This window comes from Pseudomonas sp. RIT-PI-q (assembly GCF_001297125.1).
In the GTDB taxonomy this organism is placed as follows: domain Bacteria; phylum Pseudomonadota; class Gammaproteobacteria; order Pseudomonadales; family Pseudomonadaceae; genus Aquipseudomonas.
Window position 1 is genome coordinate 167,633 of the sequence record NZ_LHPC01000044.1, and the last position, 23,957, is coordinate 191,589.

Annotated in this window: 22 protein-coding genes; 10 read left to right on the plus strand and 12 right to left on the minus strand. The window is 59.6% G+C overall.

Annotated elements, in window-relative coordinates; all coding sequences use genetic code 11:
• Positions 1-83: 83 nt before the first annotated feature.
• The 4 genes from AEQ67_RS23800 to AEQ67_RS23815 form a co-directional block, all read right to left on the minus strand.
• Positions 84-1,211 carry an NAD(P)/FAD-dependent oxidoreductase gene (locus AEQ67_RS23800; protein ID WP_059406250.1) on the minus strand — a complete coding sequence of 376 codons (1,128 nt, stop codon included), beginning with the start codon at positions 1,209-1,211 and terminating at the stop codon, positions 84-86.
• Between the two features lie 268 nt (positions 1,212-1,479).
• On the minus strand, positions 1,480-2,427 hold the full coding sequence (locus tag AEQ67_RS23805) for an ornithine cyclodeaminase family protein (protein WP_059406251.1): 948 nt from the start codon (positions 2,425-2,427) through the stop codon (positions 1,480-1,482).
• A 139-nt stretch (positions 2,428-2,566) separates the two neighbouring features.
• Positions 2,567-4,054, minus strand: a complete 1,488-nt coding sequence (rhlB, locus tag AEQ67_RS23810) for an ATP-dependent RNA helicase RhlB (protein ID WP_059406252.1) — start codon at positions 4,052-4,054, stop codon at positions 2,567-2,569.
• Positions 4,055-4,151: 97 nt separating this feature from the next.
• Complete coding sequence (locus AEQ67_RS23815; protein WP_059406253.1) at positions 4,152-4,808, minus strand: alpha/beta hydrolase; 657 nt, start codon at positions 4,806-4,808, stop codon at positions 4,152-4,154.
• A gap of 467 nt (positions 4,809-5,275) precedes the next feature.
• Here AEQ67_RS23815 and AEQ67_RS23820 point away from each other — a divergent pair, with 467 nt between their 5' ends.
• From AEQ67_RS23820 to AEQ67_RS23835, 4 genes are all read left to right on the plus strand, one after another.
• The gene (locus tag AEQ67_RS23820) at positions 5,276-6,304 is read left to right on the plus strand and encodes an amino acid ABC transporter substrate-binding protein (RefSeq protein ID WP_059406254.1); all 1,029 of its coding nucleotides are present in this window, start codon (positions 5,276-5,278) and stop codon (positions 6,302-6,304) included.
• 65 nt (positions 6,305-6,369) lie between these two features.
• The gene (locus AEQ67_RS23825) at positions 6,370-7,551 is read left to right on the plus strand and encodes an amino acid ABC transporter permease (RefSeq protein ID WP_059406255.1); all 1,182 of its coding nucleotides are present in this window, start codon (positions 6,370-6,372) and stop codon (positions 7,549-7,551) included.
• A gap of 10 nt (positions 7,552-7,561) precedes the next feature.
• Positions 7,562-8,659 (plus strand): amino acid ABC transporter permease, encoded by a 1,098-nt coding sequence (locus AEQ67_RS23830; RefSeq protein WP_059406256.1) that lies wholly within the window; start codon positions 7,562-7,564, stop codon positions 8,657-8,659.
• 11 nt (positions 8,660-8,670) lie between these two features.
• The gene (locus AEQ67_RS23835) at positions 8,671-9,435 is read left to right on the plus strand and encodes an amino acid ABC transporter ATP-binding protein (RefSeq protein WP_010444394.1); all 765 of its coding nucleotides are present in this window, start codon (positions 8,671-8,673) and stop codon (positions 9,433-9,435) included.
• 58 nt (positions 9,436-9,493) lie between these two features.
• Here AEQ67_RS23835 and AEQ67_RS23840 read toward each other — a convergent pair whose 3' ends face one another.
• The gene (locus AEQ67_RS23840) at positions 9,494-9,976 is read right to left on the minus strand and encodes a type II toxin-antitoxin system MqsA family antitoxin (RefSeq protein ID WP_059406257.1); all 483 of its coding nucleotides are present in this window, start codon (positions 9,974-9,976) and stop codon (positions 9,494-9,496) included.
• Complete coding sequence (locus AEQ67_RS23845; protein ID WP_059406258.1) at positions 9,973-10,284, minus strand: type II toxin-antitoxin system MqsR family toxin; 312 nt, start codon at positions 10,282-10,284, stop codon at positions 9,973-9,975. Before AEQ67_RS23845 ends, AEQ67_RS23840 begins: the two co-directional genes overlap by 4 nt.
• A 160-nt stretch (positions 10,285-10,444) precedes the next feature.
• Between AEQ67_RS23845 and AEQ67_RS23850 the strand changes: the two genes are divergently transcribed.
• The 5 genes from AEQ67_RS23850 (at position 10,445) to AEQ67_RS23870 (ending at position 14,441) form a co-directional block, all read left to right on the plus strand.
• Positions 10,445-11,104, plus strand: a complete 660-nt coding sequence (locus AEQ67_RS23850) for a FadR/GntR family transcriptional regulator (protein WP_059406259.1) — start codon at positions 10,445-10,447, stop codon at positions 11,102-11,104.
• Positions 11,094-12,401 (plus strand): CynX/NimT family MFS transporter, encoded by a 1,308-nt coding sequence (locus tag AEQ67_RS23855; RefSeq protein WP_059406260.1) that lies wholly within the window; start codon positions 11,094-11,096, stop codon positions 12,399-12,401. The genes AEQ67_RS23850 and AEQ67_RS23855 overlap by 11 nt, the downstream gene beginning before the upstream one ends.
• Positions 12,402-12,513: 112 nt before the next feature.
• Entirely contained in the window at positions 12,514-12,984 is a 471-nt protein-coding gene (locus AEQ67_RS23860; RefSeq protein WP_059406261.1) for a nuclear transport factor 2 family protein, read from the plus strand.
• 40 nt (positions 12,985-13,024) lie between these two features.
• Positions 13,025-13,336: a GIY-YIG nuclease family protein gene (locus tag AEQ67_RS34210; RefSeq protein WP_082377945.1), complete on the plus strand. Its 312-nt coding sequence runs from the start codon at positions 13,025-13,027 to the stop codon at positions 13,334-13,336.
• Between the two features lie 169 nt (positions 13,337-13,505).
• A complete protein-coding gene (locus AEQ67_RS23870) occupies positions 13,506-14,441 on the plus strand; it encodes a glutathione S-transferase family protein (protein WP_059406263.1) in 936 nt (311 codons plus the stop codon).
• Between the two features lie 113 nt (positions 14,442-14,554).
• On the opposite strand, the gene AEQ67_RS23875 is transcribed toward AEQ67_RS23870, so the two are convergent.
• A complete protein-coding gene (locus AEQ67_RS23875) occupies positions 14,555-14,905 on the minus strand; it encodes a glutaredoxin family protein (protein WP_059406264.1) in 351 nt (116 codons plus the stop codon).
• Entirely contained in the window at positions 14,905-15,909 is a 1,005-nt protein-coding gene (yejK, locus tag AEQ67_RS23880; protein WP_059406265.1) for a nucleoid-associated protein YejK, read from the minus strand. Before yejK ends, AEQ67_RS23875 begins: the two co-directional genes overlap by 1 nt.
• 394 nt (positions 15,910-16,303) lie before the next feature.
• Here yejK and AEQ67_RS23885 point away from each other — a divergent pair, with 394 nt between their 5' ends.
• Positions 16,304-16,585, plus strand: coding sequence for an HU family DNA-binding protein (locus tag AEQ67_RS23885; protein WP_007905514.1), 282 nt, complete (start codon positions 16,304-16,306; stop codon positions 16,583-16,585).
• Positions 16,586-16,798: 213 nt separating this feature from the next.
• Here AEQ67_RS23885 and rlmF read toward each other — a convergent pair whose 3' ends face one another.
• From rlmF to AEQ67_RS23905, 4 genes are all read right to left on the minus strand, one after another.
• Entirely contained in the window at positions 16,799-17,821 is a 1,023-nt protein-coding gene (rlmF, locus tag AEQ67_RS23890; protein ID WP_059406266.1) for a 23S rRNA (adenine(1618)-N(6))-methyltransferase RlmF, read from the minus strand.
• 266 nt (positions 17,822-18,087) lie between these two features.
• A complete protein-coding gene (locus AEQ67_RS23895; RefSeq protein WP_059406267.1) occupies positions 18,088-20,934 on the minus strand; it encodes a valine--tRNA ligase in 2,847 nt (948 codons plus the stop codon).
• Positions 20,935-21,174: 240 nt separating this feature from the next.
• Positions 21,175-22,491, minus strand: coding sequence for an MFS transporter (locus tag AEQ67_RS23900; protein ID WP_059406268.1), 1,317 nt, complete (start codon positions 22,489-22,491; stop codon positions 21,175-21,177).
• A gap of 228 nt (positions 22,492-22,719) precedes the next feature.
• A complete protein-coding gene (locus tag AEQ67_RS23905; RefSeq protein WP_059406269.1) occupies positions 22,720-23,955 on the minus strand; it encodes an HlyC/CorC family transporter in 1,236 nt (411 codons plus the stop codon).
• Positions 23,956-23,957: the final 2 nt, after the last annotated feature.

Here is a 23,957-nt window from a genome sequence, read left to right on the forward strand (position 1 = left end):
CTCCAGGCAGCATCAGCGCCCCATCAAAAAAGGGCGCTGGAAGTTTGCCGCAATCGTGTCGACACGTCACCTGAGGACGAAGATCAGCCCAGGCGAGCGGGGGAGAGCATCCCGGCGTCGAGGCCGAAACGGGTGAGTTGCTCGGGCAAGGCTTCGCCGCGTACCAGTGCGGCGCTGGCCTGGCCCATGGCGGGCGAGGTCTGGATGCCGTAGCCGCCTTGTGCCGCGACCCAGTACAGGCCCGGCACGTGCGGATCGAAGCCGGACAGCAAATCGCCGTCGCTGACGAAACTGCGCAAACCGGCCCAGGTTCGGGTCGGACGGCGGATGGTCAGCGTGGTGGCTTCTTCGATCTGGTAGATGCCCATGGCGATGTCCAGCTCTTCCGGCTGCACGTCGTGCGGTTCCACCGGGTCGGCGTTGGCCGGCGAGCCGAGGAACATGCCGGCGTCGGGTTTCATGTAGAACGATTCGTCGAGGCTGACCAGCATTGGCCAATGGTGAATGTCCACGCCTTCCGGGCCGGCGAAGATGAACGCGGCACGGCGCTTGGGTTGCAGGCCCAGTGGCTTGGCGCCGGCGAGTTCACCGATCTTGTCAGCCCAGGCACCGGCAGCATTGATGATCACCGGGGCGCTGAAGGTCTGGCCATTGGTTTGTACGTGCCACAGGCCTTCGGTGTCACGGGTTAGGCTCAGGACCTCGCTGTCGGTGTGAACCTCACCTTTATTGCGCCGGATACCCCGCAGATAACCCTGATGCAAGGCGTCGGTGTCGATGTCGCTGGCGGTCGGGTCGTAGATCGCGCCGTGGACTTTTTCCCGGCGCAGGATCGGCAGGCGTGCGCAGGCTTCATCGGCGCTGAGCAGTTGCATCTCGGTCACCGTAGCTTTGGCGCTGAGGTATTGATTGTTCAGCTCGGCCGGGGCGCCAGTGAAGTCCACGGTCATTTCGCCGCGCGGGGTCAGCAGCGGGTGCTCGCAGAAACCGGCTGGCGGGGCATCGAAGAAATCCCGGCTGGCCAGGGTCAGCGCGCGAACCTGCGGTGTGCCGTAGGCAGCGGTGAACAGCGCGGCCGAACGTCCGGTGGAGTGGTAAGCCGGATGGGATTCGCGTTCGAGCACGATCACCCGAGCGTGCTGCGACAGCCAGAAACCGGTGGAAGCGCCGGCAATCCCGCCGCCGATGATGATGAAGTCTGCCTGGCTCATGAACGTCTCCTGATGGGGCGAAAATGCCAAAATTGTAGAGCCCCCCTGCTGGACGGTGGGGCTGGCACCTTGGAACACTGGAACACTGGAACACTGGAACACTGGAACACTGGAACACTGGAACACTGGAACTGTAGGAGCTGTCGAGTGAAACGAGGCTGCGATCTTTTGATCCTGTTTTTTTCAAGATCGAGATCAAAAGATCGCAGCCTCGTTTCACTCGACAGCTCCTACGGGGAGCGGTGTTCAGGGGTAAAGGGTTGTGGTGTCAGGGCTGCAAGCGGTAGATGGCATTCGCCAGCGCGATGTCTTCCAGGCCCAGGCCGATCGAGCGGAAGAACACATGACGGTCGTAGTCAGGGCGTTTTACCTTCTCGCTGAGTAGATCGGGCAGGTCGCCGACGATGGCGCTTTTGTCCCAGCCATGTTGCTCGCCCGCAATCAGCATCTCGCCGGCCGAGCCCGGGGTGGTCAGACGATAGTCGCAGTACACCTGCATGTCATTGAGGCTCTGCGGCGGCACTTCGTGGGCACGCGGGGCGTTGGTGCTGATCGACGTGATCAGCGCCGGTTTGCTCAGGCTCGCCGGGTCGATTACCGGGCCGGCGGACGAGGTGCACAGCATGATCACGTCGGCGTCCTGGATGGCGGCTTCGCGAGTGTCGACGATGGTCAGGCGCGGATCGAGGCTTCTGAGCCGGGCCAGCTCCTCGGGGGGGCTATCGCTCAGGCCCGGCGAGTACAGGCTGATGCTCTGCCAGTCACGCAGGCCCTTCACATAATGCAGGTGCGCCTGAGCCACTTTGCCGCTGCCGATGATCGCCAGGCGCTGTGCGTTAACCGGTGCGAGCGCGTCGACCGCCACTGCGGTGGTCGCAGCGGTGCGCGCCGTCGTCAGTTCGCCGGCATCGCAAAGCAGCAGCGGTTGGCCGGTCTGCATCGACATCAGCAGGGTCCAGGCGGTCACCAAAGGGCCTTGCTCGCGGACGATGTAAGGCGAGGTCTTGACCCCGTAAACGCCATCTTCGGCCAGCACGCCCAAGTAGTTGATAAAGTCGCCGGCACCTTGTGGAAACTCCACCAGTTGCTGCGCCGGTTGCACCGCTTGCCCGGCGGCCAGGTCACGGAACAGTTTGCGCAGGATCTGCGGCACGTCGACCTGCGCCAGCAACTCGCGGGCCTGGGATTGGTTGATCACGTAAGGCGTACTGGACATGGTCGGCTCCGGGGCTGGAAATAAACTAATTTGTCTATTATGGACTTTTAGTTGTCTCGAACAAGCTCCTGTTGAAAAAACCAGACGAAAAAAAAGCGCAGTCCGTTTCCGGCTGCGCCTCTTTATCAATACGCCTGCGTTATGGACGCTTGCGCTCAACCGCCCGCAACAGATGCGTCGGTGGTGTCTCACAGCTGATCTTGCGACCCAGCAGCGCCTCGATGGACGGTAGCTGGTAGGAGTCGTCTTCACCGGCAAAACTGATGGACACGCCATCGGCGCCGGCGCGACCGGTACGGCCGATGCGGTGCACGTAGTCGTCCGGAACTTCCGGCAGGGTGAAGTTGATCACGTGGCTGATGCCATCGATGTGGATACCGCGACCCGCGACATCGGTGGCGACCAGCACGCGGATCTTGCCTTCGCGGAAACCTTCCAGGGTCTTGATGCGCTTGTGCTGCGGCACGTCGCCGGACAGCTGCGCGGCGTTGACACCATCGCGCACCAGGCGTTCTTCGATGCGCCGCACTTCATCCTTGCGGTTGGCGAAGACCATCACCCGCTCCCAACCGTTGTCGTTGACCAGGTTGTAGAGCAGTTTGTATTTGTCGGCACCGGCTACGGCGTAGATGTGCTGCTCGACGTTTTCGCTGGCCACGTTCTGCGACTCGATCTCGACGATCGACGGGTCGGTGGTCCATTGCTTGGCCAGGTTCATCACGTCTTCGGTGAAGGTCGCGGAGAACAGCAGCGTCTGACGCTCGTTCTTCGGCGGCGTCTGGCGAATGATCTGACGCACTTGTGGGATGAAACCCATGTCGAGCATCCGGTCGGCTTCGTCCAGGACCATGACTTCGACCATGTCCAGGTGCACGTCGCCGCGCTGGTTGAAGTCCAGCAGACGGCCCGGGGTGGCCACGAGGATGTCGCAGTGACGGGCTTCGAGGTTTTTGAGTTGCTTGTCGAAGTCCATGCCGCCCACGAACGTCATGACGTTGAGGCCGGTGTACTTGGTCAGGTCGGCGGCGTCCTTGGCGATCTGCACCACCAATTCACGGGTCGGCGCGATAATCAGCGCCCGCGGCTCACCCATGTAGCGCTCTTTCGGCGGCGGGGTTTCCAGCAGTTGGGTGATGATCGAGATCAGGAACGCAGCGGTTTTGCCGGTGCCGGTCTGGGCGCGACCGATGGCGTCTTTGCCCGCGAGGGTGAAGCCCAGCACTTGCGCCTGGATCGGCGTGCAATACGGGAAACCCAGGTCCTGGATGGCATGCATCAGTTCGGGGGCGAGTTTGAAATCGTGGAAACGGGTTTTGCCTTCCTGGGGCTCGACGGCGAAGTCTTCGAGTTTCCAGGGAATGACCGGCGCTTTTGGCTTCGGTTCGCGACGCGGTTTTGCAGGTTTTGGAGCTTCGCTGCGCGGTGGTTCGGCGGCGAGAATCTCGACAGGGTGGGCGGCCGGTGTGGTCACTGGCTCGTGTTTCGGTGCCGCTGCGGGTGCGGTCCGGCCAGGCTGATGACCGTCGGTGCGGTGGCTGGGGATGTGAGACGGAGCGCTGGAGACTGGCGCGAGCTGCTCAGTCTCGCTTTTACCGAACATTTTCTTGAGTGCTTTGAGCACGGTCATCTCATCAATTGATTAAGGAATATACGCCGGCCAGTGTAATGCAAGAATCGGGCGCGGCGTAGTGGGATGATCAATGGGCGCTTTTTAACGCAAAAGGCTAACGCAAGCGCTCGGCGAGCCAGACGCCGATATCACGAATTTCCTCGGGTAACACTTCATGGCCCATTGGGTATTCCTGCCATGTCACGGTGACACCATGCTGCTTTAAATACTCGTAGGCAGTGCGGCCCATGGAGTTTTGCACGACGTCATCGTACTGGCCGTGTAAAGACAGCACGGGAATGCGCTGCTGGCTGGCCGAAAGCTCCAGTTCATCGCTGAAGGTCGGTGCATAAGTAGAGAGGGCAAGTACGCCACCCAACGGCCCCTGCCATTTAAGGAAAGCGGCATGCAAGACCACGGCGCCGCCCTGGGAAAATCCGGCGAGGAAAATCCGTGAGGCGTCTATTCCGCTGGCTCGCTGTTCTTCGATCAAATCAATGACCCTTTGCGCGGACACTTCCAGCTGTTCGCGGTTGATCGCGCGCGCCGGGCTCATGGCCAATATGTCGTACCAGCTCGGCATCTCGTAGCCACCATTAATGGTGACAGCGCGGGTCGGTGCTTGAGGCAGAACGAAGCGAGTGCTCAGCAGGGTTTCCTGCAGCGCTTCGGCCACCGGGAGAAAGTCGTAGCGATCAGCGCCGAGGCCGTGCAGCCATATAACGCAGGCGTCTGCGGGCTTGACGGGTTGAAGTATCAGGGGCTCGGTCATGGCTGCTCCATTTTTGTGCGCGCGCTCTCATTAAGTGCGAGGTCTGAGTGCGTGTCTGGTTGATCAGTTAAGAAGATGTCGCAAGGCTACAAGTTTTGCTATTGACCTGCCGCTGAATCGCTTCTGCGGACGGTGTGGTACGGGCTTTGCTATGGGAGAACGGTGCAACCCATCTCGCGCCTTGCGGTAACACTATCAGTGTACTGCTGGCGACGGGATAGCAAAGAATCCGGTGATGGATGTTCGCCAGTGGCCGCTACGGGCTTCGCGAACGTGAAAGGGCTACAGCCCGTTCGGCCGATTGGTGAGAAGTGAGTTGTCCATGATGTGGATTTTCTCCTACTAGACTCATAGCGCAGGTCCTACGTCGGTTGACCCTAAAAAAAGCCAACACGGGTCGACTACGCCTCATAAGGGTGCGACAGGACTCAAGCTCCGACACAACAAGAGCAAAACTGGAGGTTTGAATGAAGATGTTGAAATCCACCCTGGCTATCGTGACTGCAGCCGCAGTACTCGGTGTCAGTGGGTTCGCTCAGGCGGGTGCAACCCTGGATGCAGTGCAGAAGAAAGGTTTCGTACAGTGCGGCGTAAGTGACGGTCTGCCGGGCTTCTCGGTTCCGGACTCTACCGGCAAGATCATCGGTATCGATGCTGACGTCTGCCGCGCTGTGGCCGCTGCCGTTTTCGGCGACGCGACCAAGGTCAAGTTCAGCCAGTTGAACGCCAAAGAGCGCTTCACCGCGCTGCAGTCCGGCGAAATCGACGTGCTGTCGCGTAACACCACCTGGACCAGCTCCCGCGATTCGGGCATGGGCCTGGTGTTTGCCGGCGTGACTTACTACGACGGCATCGGCTTCCTGGTGAACAACAAGCTGGGCGTAAAAAGCGCTAAAGAGCTCGACGGCGCCACCATCTGCATTCAAGCCGGTACGACTACCGAGCTGAACGTTTCCGACTACTTCCGCGGCAACGGTCTGAAATACACCCCGATCACCTTCGACACCTCCGATGAAAGCGCCAAGTCGCTGGAATCCGGTCGTTGCGACGTGCTGACCTCCGACAAATCCCAGCTCTACGCACAACGCAGCAAGCTGGCGACCCCGACCGACTACGTCGTTCTGCCGGAAACCATCTCCAAGGAGCCATTGGGCCCGGTCGTGCGTAAAGGCGACGAAGAGTGGTTCAGCATCGTCAAGTGGACCCTGTTCGCCATGCTCAACGCTGAAGAAATGGGTATCACCCAGAAAAACGTTGAAGCTGAAGCCAAATCCACCAAGAACCCGGACGTTGCTCGTCTGCTGGGCGCTGACGGTGAATACGGCAAAGACCTGAAAGTGAAGAAAGACTGGGTCGTGCAGATCGTCAAGCAAGTAGGTAACTACGGTGAAGTGTTCGAGAAAAACCTCGGCAAGAGCACTCCACTGGCCATTGACCGCGGGCTGAACGCTCTGTGGAACAACGGCGGCATTCAATACGCACCACCAGTGCGCTGATGGTTCTATCACCCGGTGGGCCAACCGCCGGGTGATGTTCTGTTCCATTATTTCCGGGGCACTTCATGCAAAATTCAATCGGCGCACCAAAGCAGAGGCTCAGCCTTAGCGATCCGAAAGTGCGTGCGTGGCTGTTTCAGATCATCACCATTGTGGCGGTGGTGTCGATGGGGTGGGATCTGTTCGATAACACGCAGACCAACCTTCAACACCGGGGCATTACTTCCGGTTTCAGCTTTCTGGAGCGCAGTGCCGGTTTCGGCATCGCTCAACACCTGATTGACTACACCGAATCGGACACCTATGCCCGAGTGTTTGTCATCGGCCTGCTCAATACGCTGCTGGTGACCTTTATCGGCGTGATCCTGGCGACGATCCTCGGGTTCATCGTCGGTGTGTCACGACTGTCGAAGAACTGGATCATTGCCAAGCTGGCGACAGTGTATGTAGAGGTTTTCCGTAACATTCCGCCGCTGCTGCAAATCCTGTTCTGGTACTTCGCGGTGTTCCTGACCATGCCGGGGCCACGCAACAGCCACAACTTCGGCGACACTTTCTTCGTCAGCAGCCGTGGCCTGAACATGCCGGCCGCGTTGACGGCGGACGGTTTCTGGCCGTTTGTCGTCAGCATCGTCGTGGCCATTGTCGCCATTGTGCTGATGAGCCGCTGGGCCACCAAACGCTTCGAAGCGACCGGTGTGCCGTTCCACAAATTCTGGGTGGGCCTGGCGCTGTTCCTGGTGATCCCGGCGCTGTGCGCCTTGATCTTCGGCGCGCCACTGCACTGGGAAATGCCCAAGCTGCAAGGCTTCAACTTCGTCGGTGGCTGGGTGCTGATCCCGGAACTGCTGGCGCTGACCCTGGCCCTGACGGTGTACACCGCGGCGTTCATCGCCGAGATCGTGCGTTCGGGCATCAAGTCGGTCAGCCACGGCCAGACCGAAGCGGCGCACTCGTTGGGTCTGCGCAACGGCCCGACCCTGCGCAAGGTAATCATCCCGCAAGCCCTGCGTGTGATCATTCCGCCGCTGACCAGCCAATACCTGAACCTGGCGAAAAACTCCTCGCTGGCGGCCGGTATCGGTTACCCGGAAATGGTCTCGTTGTTTGCCGGTACGGTGCTGAACCAGACCGGGCAGGCGATCGAGGTGATTGCGATCACCATGAGCGTGTACCTGGCGATCAGTATCAGCATTTCCCTGCTGATGAACTGGTACAACAAGCGCATTGCGCTGATCGAGCGGTAAGGAAAAGCGCATGAGCACTCATACTTTCAAACCTGACATGCCACCCCCGAACCGCAGTATCGGTGTCGTGGCGTGGATGCGCGCGAACATGTTCTCCAGCTGGCTCAACACCCTGTTGACCCTGTTCGCATTCTACCTGATCTACCTGGTGGTTCCGCCGATCCTGCATTGGGCGATCCTGGACGCCAACTGGGTGGGCACCACCCGCGCCGACTGCACCAAGGAGGGCGCCTGCTGGGTGTTCATCCAACAGCGCTTCGGCCAGTTCATGTACGGCTACTACCCACCGGAACTGCGCTGGCGCGTGGACCTGACCGTGTGGCTGGCAGTCATCGGCATCGCACCGCTGTTCATCTCGCGCTTTCACCGTAAAGCGGTGTATGGCCTGAGCTTCCTGGTGCTGTACCCGATCATTGCCTACTTCCTGCTGCACGGCGGCCTTTTCGGTCTGACCACGGTGGCGACCAGCCAATGGGGCGGCCTGATGCTGACCCTGGTGATCGCCACCGTCGGTATTGCCGGTGCGTTGCCGCTGGGGATTGTCCTGGCACTGGGTCGTCGCTCGAACATGCCGGCGATTCGAGTGGTCTGCGTGACCTTCATCGAATTCTGGCGCGGCGTGCCGTTGATCACGGTGCTGTTCATGTCTTCGGTGATGCTGCCGCTGTTCCTGCCTGAAGGCATGAACTTCGACAAGCTGCTGCGGGCACTGATCGGCGTGATCCTGTTCCAGTCGGCCTATGTGGCTGAAGTGGTGCGTGGCGGTCTGCAAGCGATTCCCAAAGGTCAGTACGAAGCGGCCGCAGCGATGGGTCTCGGTTACTGGCGCAGCATGGGCCTGGTGATTCTGCCGCAAGCCTTGAAGCTGGTTATCCCTGGCATCGTCAACACCTTCATTGCGCTGTTCAAGGACACGAGCCTGGTGATCATCATCGGCCTGTTCGACTTGCTCAACAGCGTCAAACAAGCCGCCGCCGACCCGAAATGGTTGGGCATGGCCACCGAAGGCTATGTGTTCGCGGCCCTGGTGTTCTGGATTTTCTGTTTTGGTATGTCCCGCTACTCCATGCATTTGGAACGTAAGCTGGACACTGGCCACAAGCGTTAGGAGCGTAGTTTATGAGTGAAGCGATCAAACAGCCTGTGAGCCCTGAAGGCATTATTCAGATGCAGGGCGTGAACAAGTGGTACGGCCAGTTCCACGTGTTGAAAGACATCAACCTGAACGTTAAACAGGGCGAGCGTATCGTCCTGTGCGGCCCGTCGGGTTCCGGCAAATCGACCACCATCCGTTGCCTCAACCGCCTGGAAGAACACCAGCAGGGCCGCATCGTGGTCGATGGCGTGGAACTGACCAACGATCTCAAGCAGATCGAAGCGATCCGTCGTGAAGTCGGCATGGTGTTCCAGCACTTCAACCTGTTCCCGCACCTGACCATCCTGCAAAACTGCACCCTGGCGCCGATGTGGGTACGCAAGATGCCCAAGCGCAAGGCCGAGGAAATCGCCATGCATTACCTGGAGCGCGTACGCATTCCGGAGCAGGCGCATAAATTCCCGGGGCAACTGTCCGGCGGTCAGCAACAGCGTGTGGCGATTGCCCGTGCCCTGTGCATGAAACCGAAAATCATGCTGTTCGACGAACCGACTTCGGCACTCGACCCGGAAATGGTGAAAGAGGTGCTCGACACCATGATCGGCCTGGCCGAAGACGGCATGACCATGCTCTGCGTAACCCACGAAATGGGCTTTGCGCGTACCGTGGCCAACCGCGTGATCTTCATGGACAAGGGCGAAATCGTCGAACAGGCGGCGCCGAACGACTTCTTTGATAATCCGCAGAATGAGCGGACGAAGCTGTTCCTGAGCCAGATTTTGCATTGATGGCAGGCTGACAGGTAAAACAAACCCGGCCTCGCGCCGGGTTTCTTATGTCTGCTGTTCAGGACACGGTGAGTGTTTCATGCTCTTTGTGAACGGTGTCCTTGAACCCTCTCAAGTCTGCGCCTTCGGCCAAGGTTCGCGCATCGACGAGCAAATGCGGGTAACGATCAAGCAAACGCATCAGCACCATCAATGCTTTGGGTGGAAGCAGTTCGCCGCGCTCATAACGAGAAAATGCGTTGTGTCCGCCTCCGGACAACAGCAGAACCGCTTCTTTTTGCGACAGATGCAGCTTGCGGCGGATGCGCTTCATCTCGTCGCCAATCATCTTTCTGCCAGCGAGGACCAACTCGTCGCCGGCATCCGAATGGCGCTCCGAGCAGCCGGGGTCGAGTATGACTTCCCCGCATGCCTGGCACTCCCATCCAGACAAATCATCAATCCGGCGCTCCATTCCTTTCACGCTCATGGTTTCACCGCGACCTTCGAAGTGCCGCATTCCTTCAGGTGCCCCGCAACTGAAGCATTGTTTAGTGTTCATGGGTTTTTCTCCTTGAATGAGATCACCGGAGGTTCACCGCCTGAGCAATAAGTGACCTTGATGTAAATCTCCAGATCGTGCGAAGTGATGTGGTACACGTCTTGCCAAACCCGATGATCGCTATAGGTCGTCATCGATTTGTACAACATCCGGCTGTGTAATTCGAAAACGACTTCCTGCATTTCCTTGCTGGTGAAACCCAGGTCTCTGCCGTATTTCCGTGCGGTCGTGGTAAATGCGTTTTTCCCAAGCCTCCTGACATCTTCCTTGATCACCATCAGGTTGTAATGGGGTGTGTTCTTCTCCATTCTTAAACCTATCCCTGAAATTACCCTTAAAGGGTAATTTTGACTAATCGAAAATCCCGCTCCATTTCCCTCTCTCTGACCGTAGGCGGTTGCCGTCCTACATGAAGCTGACTAACATGTCAGAAAATTCATCCTATGATTGGATGAAAGGGCGATTCCTATGTCAGACATTTCTCCATTAATTAAACGTTCCCTGGTCGATCAGGCCCTTGAACAGTTGCGCCTGCGCATCACCGAAGGTGTCTGGACTGTCGGTCAGCGCCTGCCCACCGAACCCGAGCTATCCGCTGAGCTGGGCATCAGCCGCAACACCGTGCGTGAAGCCATGCGCGTTCTGGCGTTTTCCGGGTTGATCGAAATTCGTCAGGGCGATGGTAGTTACCTGCGGGCGGTCATCGATCCGCTGGACACCATGAAGGCGCTGTCCCGCTGCTCCCACGAGCAGGCCCGGGAGACTCGACACATTCTGGAAGTCGAGGCCATCGGCCTGGCCGCGCTGCGCCGTACCGATGAAGACCTGGTGGCATTGCGCGAAGCGCTGGGTGTCAGCGGCAGCCATTACCACGGTGATCTCGACAGCTACATCGCCTGCGACCTGGTGTTCCATCGCCGTCTGGTGGACGCCGCGCATAACCCGACGCTCAGCGAGTTGTATGGCTATTTCTCCAGCGTCGTCGGGGCGCATTTGCGCGAAACCCTGAACATCACGCCCCGACGCCAAGAAGTGTTCGACCTGCACATCGAACTGCTCGATGCCGTCGAGCAACGCGACCCGGAAAGGGCCAAAGCCCTGTCGAGGCAGTTGATCAATGAACCTTGAAACCGAGAACCCCATGTCCAGCCACAACAGCAACCTGACACCCCCCAAGCGCACGGCGGAACTCGAAGAGTTGCTGATCGACGCCGAGGCCGATGACGAACAGGTGCAGCAAAGCCATCCGATTCTGCGGCGGCCGTGGCTGTTGTTGCTGGGGCTGATTCTGGTGGCGCTGAACCTGCGCCCGGCGCTGTCGAGCATGGCGCCGATGCTCAGTGAAGTCTCGAAAACCCTCGGTTTGTCGGCGGCTAAAGCCGGTTTGCTGACGACCTTGCCGGTACTCTGCCTCGGCTTGTTCGCACCATTGGCGCCTGTGCTGGCGCGACGTTTCGGCGCGGAACGGGTGGTGTTGGGGATTCTTCTGGCCCTGGGCGGCGGGATCATTCTGCGCAGTTCGTTCGGCGAGATCGGGCTGTTTGCCGGTAGCGTGCTGGCCGGCGCCAGCATTGGTGTCATCGGCGTTTTGCTGCCGGGCATCGTCAAACGCGACTTTGCCAAACATGCCGGGACCATGACCGGGGTCTACACCATGGCCCTGTGTCTGGGCGCGGCGATGGCGGCCGGCGCGACCGTGCCGTTGAGCGAGCATTTCGACAAGAGCTGGGCACTGGGCCTTGGTTTTTGGGTGGTTCCGGCGTTGGTTGCGGCGATTTTCTGGTTGCCGCAAGTCGGTCAGAAACATGCCACGCACAATGTCGCCTACCGGGTTCGCGGTTTGCTGCGTGATCCGCTGGCCTGGCAAGTAACGCTTTACATGGGGCTGCAATCGTCCCTGGCGTACATCGTGTTCGGCTGGTTGCCGTCGATTCTGATTGGTCGTGGTTTGACGCCGACCCAGGCGGGCCTGGTGCTTTCGGGTTCGGTGATCGTTCAACTGGCCAGCTCACTGGCGGCGCCATGGTTGGCGACGCGCGGCAAGGATCAACGCCTGGCGATCGTGATCGTCATGGCCCTGACCCTCGGTGGTTTGTTCGGTTGCCTCTATGCGCCGCTCGAAGGCCTGTGGGGCTGGGCGATCCTGCTCGGTCTGGGGCAGGGCGGCACGTTCAGCCTGGCGCTGACCCTGATTGTGCTGCGCTCGCGGGACGCGCATGTGGCGGCGAACCTGTCGAGCATGGCCCAGGGCTTCGGTTACACCCTGGCGTCCATGGGGCCGTTCGCGGTCGGTATCGTGCATGACTGGACCGGTGGCTGGACCGCATTGGGCTGGATCTTCGGCGTGATCGGTCTGGGCGCAATCATCGCCGGCCTCGGCGCCGGGCGTTCGCTGTACGTGCAAGTAGAAAGCGAAAAGGTCTGATAACCGCGCACTGGCGGTATTCGGCCCGCGAATGCCAATAGTGTTCCGCGCATTTGTTGACTATCGTGCAGGCACTCTTACGAAGCGATTTTGTAACCCAGGGAGCCTGCACATGAGTGATGCCCACAACGCATTGATCACCCAGTTCTACCAAGCCTTCCAGCGGCTGGATGCCGAGGCCATGAGTGCCTGCTACACCGATGATGTGGTGTTCAGTGATCCGGCGTTCGGCGAACTGCGCGGCCGTGATGCCGGCGACATGTGGCGCATGCTCACCACCCGGGCCAAGGATTTTTCCCTGTCGTTCGATAATGTGCGCAGCGATGAACGCACCGGCGGCGCTCATTGGGTGGCGACGTACTTGTTCAGCCAGACGGGCAACACCGTGGTCAACAACATTCAGGCACGCTTCGTTTTTCGTGACGGCAAGATTTGCGAGCATCACGACAGTTTCGATCTTTGGACGTGGTCCCGACAGGCGCTGGGTTTTAAAGGACTGCTGTTGGGCTGGACGCCACTGGTGAGAAACGCCGTTCGCGCTCAAGCCTTGAAGGGGCTGAAGGCATTTCAGGCCAGTCGCTGATAAGATCGCGGCTTGTTTCCTTTCAAGTCCTGATCGTTACGTGACCACCCTTAGCGAAAATTCTGTCGACGCCGATATCCCCGTGAGCAAGCCCTGGTTCGTCTATCTGGTTCGCGCGGCCAATGGTTCGCTCTATTGCGGGATCAGTGATGATCCCGTACGTCGTTTCGCCACTCACCAGAGTGGCAAGGGCGCACGCTTCTTTCTTTCCAGCCCGGCCGTGGCACTGGTCTACACCGAAGTCTGTCGCGACAAAAGCGAAGCGCTGCGCCAGGAGCGACTGATCAAAAAACTCAAGAAAAGCGCCAAGGAATGCCTGTGTAGGAGCTGGCTTGCCTGCGAAAGACGTTAACGATGACGCGTTTATACTGGATTGACGCGGCGTTCTTGGGTCCATCGCTGGCAAGCCAGCTCCTACAGGTCATCATTCTGATTGATCAGTGCCCATCAGGCAGATCTGTAGGCTGCCTCCGGATTGCGCGCTAAGCTGCGGATTCCTAATCCGTGCGGCGGAGCCGAGCATGTCAGAGTTGATTCTTCATCATTACCCGACGTCCCTTTTTGCCGAAAAGGCCCGCTTGCTGCTGGGTTTCAAAGGGCTGTCCTGGCGCTCGGTGAAGATTTCGCCGGTGATGCCAAAACCTGATTTGACCGCGCTCACTGGCGGCTACCGCAAGACCCCGGTGTTGCAGGTTGGCGCGGATATCTATTGCGACACCTCTTTGATCGCCCGCCGTCTGGAACAGGAAAAAGCCTTGCCGGCATTCTTCCCGGAAGGTCAGGAAATGATCGCCGCGACCTTCGCTGCCTGGGCCGATTCGGTGGTGTTCCAGCATGCGGTCAGCCTGGTGTTTCAGCCGGAATCGATCGCCGTGCGCTTCGGCCATTTACCGCCGGAAGCGATCAAGGCGTTCCTCGCCGATCGTGCCGCGTTGTTCAGTGGTGGTAGCGCCACTCGGTTGTCGGCCGAGCAGGCCCGGCACCAATGGCCGACGATCATGGCTCGACTGGAGCAGCAGCTTCTGCGCGAGCAGGGCGACTTCCTGTTCGGCGAGCCGTCGATTGCCGACTTTGCCCTGGCGCATCCATTGTGGTTTTTGAAGGCGACACCCGTGACCTCACCGCTTGTGGATAACTATCCAGCGGTGTCGGCCTGGTTGGCGCGGGTTCTGGGTTTCGGTCATGGGGCGCCGAGCGAAATGACGTCGCAAGAGGCGCTGGCTGTTGCACGCAACTCCACGCCCGCAGCGCTGCCGGACGAACAGTTCGATGAGCCGAATGGATTTGAGGCAGGCCAGCAGGTGGTGATCGCTGCGACCGATTACGGCGTTGATCCGGTGGCCGGGGAATTGCTATTTGCCGGCAGCGAAGAACTGATTCTGCGTCGCGAAGACGAGCGTGGCGGTGTGGTGCATGTGCACTTCCCGCGGTTTGGATTTCGTATCGAAAAACGCTGAACCCCGTAGGAGCGAGCGGTGCGGCGATCCGACTTGCCCGCGAAGAACGATGATGCGGTCTAGCTATTACACCGCGTCATCGTTCTTCGCGGGCAAGCCTCGCTCCTACAGGGTTAATTCAGGGCGGCGAGTATCGCGTCCGGGTCATACCCGCGGATCAGCGTCCCGTTCACATCAATGATCGGGATCCCGCCACCGCCCAACGCTTCATAGGCCTTGCGTGCCTCGGCATCTTTCTCGATATCGAATTCCTTGTACGGAATGCCTTTCTGGTCGAGAAAGCGCCGGGTCAGTTTGCAGTAACCACACCATTCGGTGGCGTAGAGCACAACATTGGCCTGGGCCTGGGTCTGCTCCGACACCACTTGGGAGGGGTTGAACACTCGCTCGATCTTGCCCCAATTCTGATAGACCACGACCACCAGCAGGATCAGCAGGAATTTCTTCAGCACGCCGGCCAACATCAGTTGCGTCGCTTGAGCTGGTCGGTCAACTGCGTCGGCAGGCCTTTGATGATCAGCGTGCCGGCTTCTTCGTCGTACTCGATCTTCGAACCCAACAGGTGCGCTTCGAAGCTGATGGACAAGCCCTCGGCGCGACCGGTGAAGCGGCGGAACTGGTTCAGGGTGCGTTTATCCGCCGGAATCTCGGGCGACAGGCCGTAGTCCTTGTTGCGGATGTGATCGTAGAAGGCTTTCGGGCGTTCTTCGTCGATCAGTTCCGAGAGTTCTTCCAGGCCCATGGGTTCGCCGAGCTTGGCCTGGCTGCTGGCGTAATCGACCAGGGTCTTGGTTTTCTCGCGGGCGGACTCTTCCGGCAAATCTTCGCTTTCAACGAAGTCGCTGAAGGCCTTGAGCAAGGTGCGGGTTTCGCCCGGGCCGTCGACGCCTTCCTGGCAACCGATGAAGTCGCGGAAATACTCCGAAACCTTTTTGCCGTTCTTGCCTTTGATGAACGAAATGTACTGCTTGGACTGCTTGTTGTTCTGCCACTCGGAAACGTTGATCCGCGCCGCCAGGTGCAACTGGCCCAGGTCCAGGTGCCGGGACGGGGTCACGTCCAGCTGTTCGGTCACTGCAACGCCTTCACTGTGGTGCAGGAGCGCGATGGCCAGGTAATCCGTCATGCCCTGCTGATAATGCGCAAACAGCACGTGGCCGCCCACAGAGAGGTTCGACTCTTCCATCAGCTTTTGCAGGTGTTCCACCGCCACGCGGCTGAACGCGGTGAAATCCTTGCCGCCCTCGAAGTATTCCTTCAGCCAGCCGCTGAACGGATGCGCCCCGGACTCGGCATGGAAGAAACCCCAGGCCTTGCCTTGTTTGGCGTTGTAGCTTTCGTTGAGGTCGGCAAGCATGTTCTCGATGGCGCTGGACTCGGCAAGTTCAGAGTCGCGGGCATGGAGAACTGCGGGTGTGCCGTCGGGTTTTTTGTCGATCAGGTGGACGATGCAATGACGGATCGGCATGGGCTTCTCGGCTGATTGAAGAGAGGAGGGCGTGCTCCCCGAAAAAGCGCTCAGTGTCCCGCAACCACTGGTTTTGGCGCGGCGCGAAGGGCAATTCGCAGCCGACCGCCGGTGCTTATGCAGTTTTTTACCGGTTTAGAGCAATAAAGCTGACCAAATGGGTAGCTAGAGGCGGATATTTCCCCGTCTCTGTGCTAGTTTTGCCCCGTCTTACGCGAAGTCACTGCGTTAAGCGTGCATTCAGCATCTGTCAGGTCGAACCAAACCCGGATTTCGGTATCTATAACCCCGATCCCGTGGTTATTGGCCGAGGGTGCCAGATCCAGAAGATCGGGCTCGATGGCTGACACTGCACTCTGCAATCCATATGAATTTGATAGGGAAGGAACACTACATGGCTCTTACTAAAGACCAACTGATCGCCGACATCGCTGAAGCTATCGACGCGCCAAAAACCACCGCGCGTAACGCTCTGGACCAACTGGGCCAAATCGTTGCCGATCAGCTGGAAAACGGCGGCGAAATCACTCTGCCAGGTATCGGCAAACTGAAAGTGACTGAGCGTCCTGCCCGTACCGGCCGTAACCCTTCGACTGGCGCTGCCATCGAAATCGCTGCCAAGAAAGTTATCAAGCTGGTTGTGGCCAAAGGCCTGACCGACGCTGTTAACAAGTAAGACTTGTTAAAAAAAACCGTGCTCCGGAGCAATCCGGGCACGGTTTTTTTGTGTCTGATTTTTTTTCAAGACATTACAGATCCTTGTGGGAGCGGGCTTGCCCGCGATGACGGTGTGTCAGTCGCCTTCCTTGTCATCTGACACATCGCTTTCGCGGGCAAGCCCGCTCCCACAGGGATTTCAGCGCTCAAAAATTTGAATTGTCAGGCTGAATCAGCTTTTTTTTACCCAGCGTTGACGCCATACCTGCTGCTCGGATTTGGTCTGGAAAGTCCAGGCAACGAAGCGGCTTTGTTTCTGCCCCTGGGACATTTCCACCACCTGGCTTTCCAGTACGCCGGCCTTTTTCAGCGCGGTCTGGATCACCGGCAGGTTCGAGGCTTTCGACACCAGGGTGCTGAACCAAAGCACTTTGTGCTGGAAATGCGCGCTCTCGGCAATCAGTTGCGTCACAAAGCGTGCTTCGCCACCTTCGCACCACAGTTCGGCCGATTGACCGCCAAAGTTCAGCACCGGCAGTTTACGTTTCGGGTCGGCGCGGCCCAGGGCGCGCCATTTACGCTCGCTGCCCTTGGTCGCTTCGTCCATCGAGGCGTGGAACGGCGGGTTGCACATGGTCAGGTCAAAACGTTCGCCGGGTTCGAGCAGGCCCAACAGAATGTGCTTGGGATTGCTTTGCTGACGCAACTGGATGGCTTTGTTCAACCCGTTGGACTGCACGATAGCTTTCGCGGCGGCAACGGCCGTCGGGTCGATTTCCGAGCCGAGGAAGTGCCAGCGGTAGTCGCTGTAGCCGATCAATGGATAGACGCAGTTGGCACCCATGCCGATATCGAGCACCTTGACCGGCGCGCCGCGCGGGATCTCGCCGTCGTTGACGCTGGCCAACAGGTCGGCCAGGAAGTGCACGTAATCGGCACGGCCCGGAACCGGTGGGCACAGATAGTCGGCGGGAATGTCCCAATGGGCGATGCCGTAGAACGACTTGAGCAGCGCCCGGTTGAACACCCGCACCGCGTCCGGGCTGGCGAAGTCGATGCTTTCCTTGCCATACGGGTTGATGATCACGAACTTCGCCAGTTCCGGCGTGGTTTTGATCAGCGCCGGGAAGTCGTAGCGACCCTGATGGCGATTGCGCGGGTGCAGGCTGGCCTTCTCGCGCGGTTCCACGGCTTTGGCCGGGGTGGCGGAGTCAGGCTTCTTGCGCGCAGGGCGGGGTGTGCGGGGGGCGTTCATGGGCGTGGTCGATTCGGGTATGGCTAAAAGTGGCGGGTATTGTCACCCATCCAGCCGTTGTGAACCCAATTGTAAAGTTCGCCGCTGTTCCCTGTGGGAGCGGGCTTGCCCGCGATGAGGACATCACATTCATCATTGATGTGGCTGCAAGGACGCCATCGCGGGCAAGCCCGCTCCCACAGGGATTTGTGGTGTTTTGGGGGGAAAGGGGCGGGCACAAAAAAGGGAGGCCATTGCAGGCCTCCCTTTTTCATCACGAGTTGCCGTTACAGGCTGGCAATCCGCGCATGTTGCTCGGCCAGCTTGCCCAAAGCCTGTTCAGCTTCAGCCAGTTTGGCGCGTTCTTTCTCGATGACGTCGCTAGGGGCCTTGTCGACGAAACCGGCGTTGGACAGCTTGCCGCCAACCCGCTGAACTTCGCCCTGCAAGCGCAGGATTTCCTTGTCCAGGCGCGCCAGCTCAGCGTCTTTGTCGATCAGACCGGCCATCGGCACCAGCACTTCCATCTCGCCCACCAATGCGGTGGCGGACAGCGGTGCTTCTTCGCCGGCAGCCAATACGGTGATCGATTCCAGACGCGCCAGTTTCTTCAGCAGCGCTTCATTCTCGGTGAGGCGGCGCTGATCTTCGGCGCTGACGTTTTTCAGGAACAGGTTCAGCGGCTTGCCTGGACCGATGTTCATTTCGCCACGGATGTTGCGCGTGCCGAGCATCAGTTCCTTGAGCCATTCGATGTCGTCTTCGGCAGCCGGATCGAAGCGCTCTTCATTGGCCACTGGCCAAGGTTGCAGCATGATCGTCTTGCCTTCGATTCCGGCCAGCGGCGCGACGCGCTGCCAGATTTCTTCGGTGATGAACGGCATGAACGGGTGCGCCAGGCGCAGCGCGACTTCCAGCACCCGAACCAGCGTACGGCGGGTGCCGCGCTGACGTTCGACCGGCGCATTTTCGTCCCACAGCACAGGCTTGGAGAGTTCCAGATACCAGTCGCAATATTGGTTCCAGATGAACTCGTACAAGGCTTGTGCGGCCAGGTCGAAGCGGAACTGGTCGAGTTGACGAGTCACTTCGGCTTCGGTGCGCTGCAGCTGCGAGATGATCCAGCGATCCGCCAGGGACAGTTCGTAGGCTTCGCCGTTCTGGCCGCAGTCTTCGCCCTTGTCCAGAACATAGCGCGCGGCGTTCCAGATTTTGTTGCAGAAGTTGCGATAGCCTTCGACGCGACCCATGTCGAACTTGATGTCGCGACCAGTGGAGGCCAGCGAGCAGAAGGTGAAGCGCAGGGCGTCGGTGCCGTAGCTGGCGATGCCCTCGGCGAACTCGTCGCGGGTCTGCTTCTCGATCTTCTTCGCCAGTTTCGGCTGCATCATGCCGGAGGTGCGTTTCTGCACCAGCTCTTCGAGCTCGATACCGTCGATGATGTCCAGCGGGTCCAGGACGTTGCCCTTGGACTTTGACATCTTCTGGCCTTGGCCATCACGCACCAGGCCGTGCACATAAACGGTCTTGAACGGAACCTGCGGCGTGCCGTCTTCGTTCTTCACCAAATGCATGGTGAGCATGATCATCCGGGCAACCCAGAAGAAAATGATGTCGAAACCGGTCACCAAGACGTCGGTGGAGTGGAATTTCTTGAGGAATTCGGTCTGCTCTGGCCAGCCCAGGGTGGAGAAGGTCCACAGGCCCGAACTGAACCAGGTGTCGAGAACGTCGTTGTCCTGTTGCAGCGCAACGTCCGGGCCGAGGGTGTGCTTGGCACGCACTTCGGGTTCGGCGCGACCGACGTAGACTTTGCCCGACTCGTCGTACCAGGCCGGAATCCGGTGGCCCCACCACAACTGACGGCTGATGCACCAATCCTGGATGTCGCGCATCCACGAGAAGTACATGTTTTCGTACTGTTTCGGCACGAACGCGATGCGACCGTCTTCAACGGCGGCGATGGCGGGCTCGGCCAACGGCTTGGTCGACACGTACCACTGGTCGGTCAGCCACGGCTCGATGATGGTCCCGGAGCGGTCGCCTTTCGGCACTTTCAGGGCGTGATCGTTGACGCTGACCAACAGGCCGGCAGCATCGAATGCCGCGACGATCTGCTTGCGCGCTTCGAAGCGGTCCAGACCGGCGTATTCGGCCGGGATCTTGCCGTCGATGCTTTCGTTCAGCGTGCCGTCGAGGTTGAACACCTGGCAGGCCGGCAGTACGGCGGCGTTCTTGTCGAAGATGTTCAGCAGCGGCAGGTTGTGGCGCTTGCCGACTTCGTAGTCGTTGAAATCGTGGGCCGGGGTGATTTTCACGCAGCCGGTGCCGAATTCAGGGTCGCAGTAATCGTCGGCGATGATCGGGATGCGGCGGCCGACCAGCGGCAGCTCGACAAATTTGCCGATCAGGGCTTTGTAGCGTTCATCGTTCGGGTTAACCGCAACGGCGGCGTCGCCGAGCATGGTTTCCGGGCGAGTGGTCGCGACGATCAGGAAATCGTTGCCTTCAGCGGTCTTCACGCCGTCGGCCAGCGGGTACTTGAGGTTCCACAGGAAACCTTTTTCGTCGTGGTTTTCCACTTCGAGGTCGGAAATCGCCGTGTGCAACTTGGTGTCCCAGTTGACCAGGCGCTTGCCGCGATAGATCAGGCCGTCTTCGTGCAGGCGCACGAACGCTTCTTTAACGGCTTCCGAGAGGCCGTCGTCCATGGTGAAGCGCTCGCGGCTCCAGTCGACGGACGAGCCGAGGCGGCGGATCTGACGGCTGATGTTGCCACCGGACTGATCCTTCCACTCCCAGACTTTCTCGAGGAATTTCTCACGACCGAGGTCGTGACGACTCTGGCCCTGGGCTTCGAGTTGGCGTTCCACCAGCATTTGCGTGGCGATACCGGCGTGGTCGGTGCCCGGCTGCCACAGGGTGTTGCGACCCTGCATGCGGCGGAAACGGATCAGGGCGTCCATGATCGCGTTGTTGAAGCCGTGACCCATGTGCAGGCTGCCGGTGACGTTCGGCGGCGGGATCATGATGGTGTAGGACTCGCCCGCGCCTTGCGGGGCGAAGTAATTCTCTGACTCCCAGGTGTTGTACCAGGAAGTTTCAATGGCGTGCGGCTGGTAGGTCTTATCCATGCGCGGCGGGACCCTATTGGCATTTATTCAGGAAAAGCCGGCAAGTATAGCGGGGATGTTCCGATGCGCGTAGAGCGAGGTGACAACGGGTGGGCGAAATTTGTGTTCGGTTGCAGGGCGATTTTTGTCTGTAAGGACGTCATCGCGGGCAAGCCCGGCTCCCACAGGGCTGATGTCGATCACAATGTTGTGGTACGACCGATAACCTGTGGGAGCGGGCTTGCCCGCGAAGGCAATCTATCAGGCCACCCGATTCAAATCGTTATGACGCGTTTCCTTCAAACACAGCACCGCGATCAAACCCAGCACCGCCGCCCCTGACACATACCCGCCGACATAACTCAATCCACCCATCGCCACCAGTTTCTGCGCAAAGAACGGCGCCGCCGAGGCGCCGACAATGCCGCCCAGGTTGTACGCCGCCGATGCGCCGGTATAGCGAACGTGGGTCGGAAACAGCTCCGGCAACAGCGCGCCCATCGGCGCAAACGTGACGCCCATCAGAAACAGTTCGATGCACAGAAACAGTGCCACGCCCCAGGTCGAGCCCTGGGTCAGCAGCGGTTCCATCAGGAACCCGGACAGAATCGCCAGCACCCCGCCGATAATCAGTACCGGTTTACGCCCGTAACGGTCGCTGGCCCAGGCTGAGAGTGGTGTCGCGGCGGCCATGAACAGTACGGCGAAGCACAGCAGTGCGAGGAATGTTTCGCGAGTGTAGCCGAGTGTGGATACGCCATAGCTCAGCGAAAACACGGTCGAGATGTAGAACAGTGCGTAGCACACCACCATCGAGCCAGCCCCCAGCAACATCGGCGCCCAGTATTGGCTGAAGAGCTCGACCAGCGGGATTTTCACCCGTTCCTGGCGAGCCATGGCGTTGGCGAACACCGGGGTTTCGTGGAGCTTGAGGCGCACGTACAGGCCCACCATCACCAGCGCGGCACTGAGCAGGAACGGTATCCGCCAGCCCCACGAGCGAAACTGTTCGTCATCCAGTGTCATCGCCAGGGTCAGGAACAGGCCGTTGGCCGCGAGAAAACCGATCGAAGGGCCAAGCTGCGGAAACATGCCGAACCAGGCGCGTTTGCCCTTGGGCGCATTCTCCGTCGCCAGCAACGCCGCGCCGCCCCATTCGCCGCCCAGCCCCAGACCCTGGCCGAAACGCAGTACGCAGAGCAGGATCGGCGCCCAGGCCCCGATGCTGTCGTAACCCGGCAGCACGCCGATCAGCGTGGTGCACACGCCCATCAATAATAGAGAAGCAACCAGGGTCGACTTGCGGCCGATCCGGTCACCGAAGTGGCCGAACAGCGCCGAGCCCAGCGGGCGGGCGAGGAAGGCGATGCCGAACGTAAGGAACGCCGACAGCATCTGCGCAGTGCCGGAGGTCTGCGGAAAGAACACCGGACCGATCACCAGCGCTGCCGCAGTGGCGTAGACGTAGAAATCGTAAAACTCGATGGCGGTGCCGATGAAGCTCGCGGTGGCCACGCGCGTGGCGGAGTTCGTCGGTTGCGCAGGCGTGGTTTCGGTATAGATCGTGCTGGTCGTCATGCAGTTATCCCTGACAGTCATGTGCCCGTTTGAGCGATTTATTATGGTCGAATACCCAGGGATGTGGGTTTAACGCAGAGTGCGGGTAGCACTGGATGTGGCGGGGCTTGGGTAAGCGGTCGGATTATGCCACGGGAAATGGTGCTTTTTGTAGGAGCCAGGCTTGCCGGCGAAAGCGGCCTCAAGAACGCCTTCGCCGGCAAGCCTGGCTCCTACGCAATCGTGTAATCAGGCGACTGTGGGCGCTGTCGCCGTATGCCAGATCAACACCCGGGTGACCCGATTGTCTTCGGTCTCCAGAATCTCCAGCCGATAACGGCCGATCTTCAGGCATACCGCGCTTTCCGGAATGGTTTCCAGCGCCTCGGTCACCAGGCCGTTGAGGGTTTTCGGGCCATCGCTGGGCAGGTGCCAGCCGAGACTTTTGTTCAGGTCGCGTATGGATGCGGCGCCATCGATCACCAGGCGCCCGTCGGCCTGCGGATGGATATGCGGGTTATCCAGGCTGTGCTGGCTTTCGAACTCGCCGACGATTTCTTCGAGAATGTCTTCCAGGGTCACGATGCCAAGCACTTCGCCGTACTCGTCGACCACCATGCCCAGGCGTCGCTGCTGCTTGTGGAAATTCAGCAATTGCAGCTGCAACGGCGTGCTTTCGGGCACGAAGTAGGGTTCGTGACTGGCAGCCAGCAAGGCTTCCAGGGTCAGGCTCCCATCGGCCAGCAAGTGGCGGATCTGCCGGGTGTTGAGCACCGCTTCGACCTGGTTGATGTCGCTGTGGAACACCGGCAGGCGCGTGCGTTTGTTGTGGCGCAGTTGTTCGATGATCTCTGAAAGGGAGTCGTCGAGGTTGATCCCGTCGACATCACTGCGCGGCACCAGAATGTCATTGACCGTAATGTTGTCCAGCGCGTGGATGCCCGACAGCGGGTGAGGGCGGCGAGTGGCTTGCTCGTGATCGTCGTGTCGATCTGTCGGTGCCTCGTCTTCGCTCTGCTGCACCACTTTGGCTTTACGGGCGAATGGTCGCATCAGCAACTGGCTGATGCCATTGAGCACCCAGGCGGCGGGGTAGAGGATTTTCAGTGGCGCGCGGAGCAAGGTGTTGCCCAAGGCTAGAATCGCATCCGGATAACGCACGGCAAGGGTGCGCGGCAGGTAGTCGGCGAACACCAGCAGAATGGCGCCAGCCCCGATGCAAGCGACCCATGGACCGTTTTCAGCCCAGGTAAAAATCGCCAGCAAGGTGCTGATGACTACTACCAGGGCGCGGCACAGGGTATTGCAGAGGATCAGGCTGTTGAGCGGAAAACTCAGCTTCGCCACCGGTTTGTCGCTTGAGCGCGAAGCGGTGCGTTGAGCCAGCAAGTGCTGTTGCGCCGCTTCGATGGCGGTAAACAGCCCCGACCATAAAATCAGCAGGGCCATGACTGCGAACATCGGCCCTATGGGCAAGTCGTCCATTA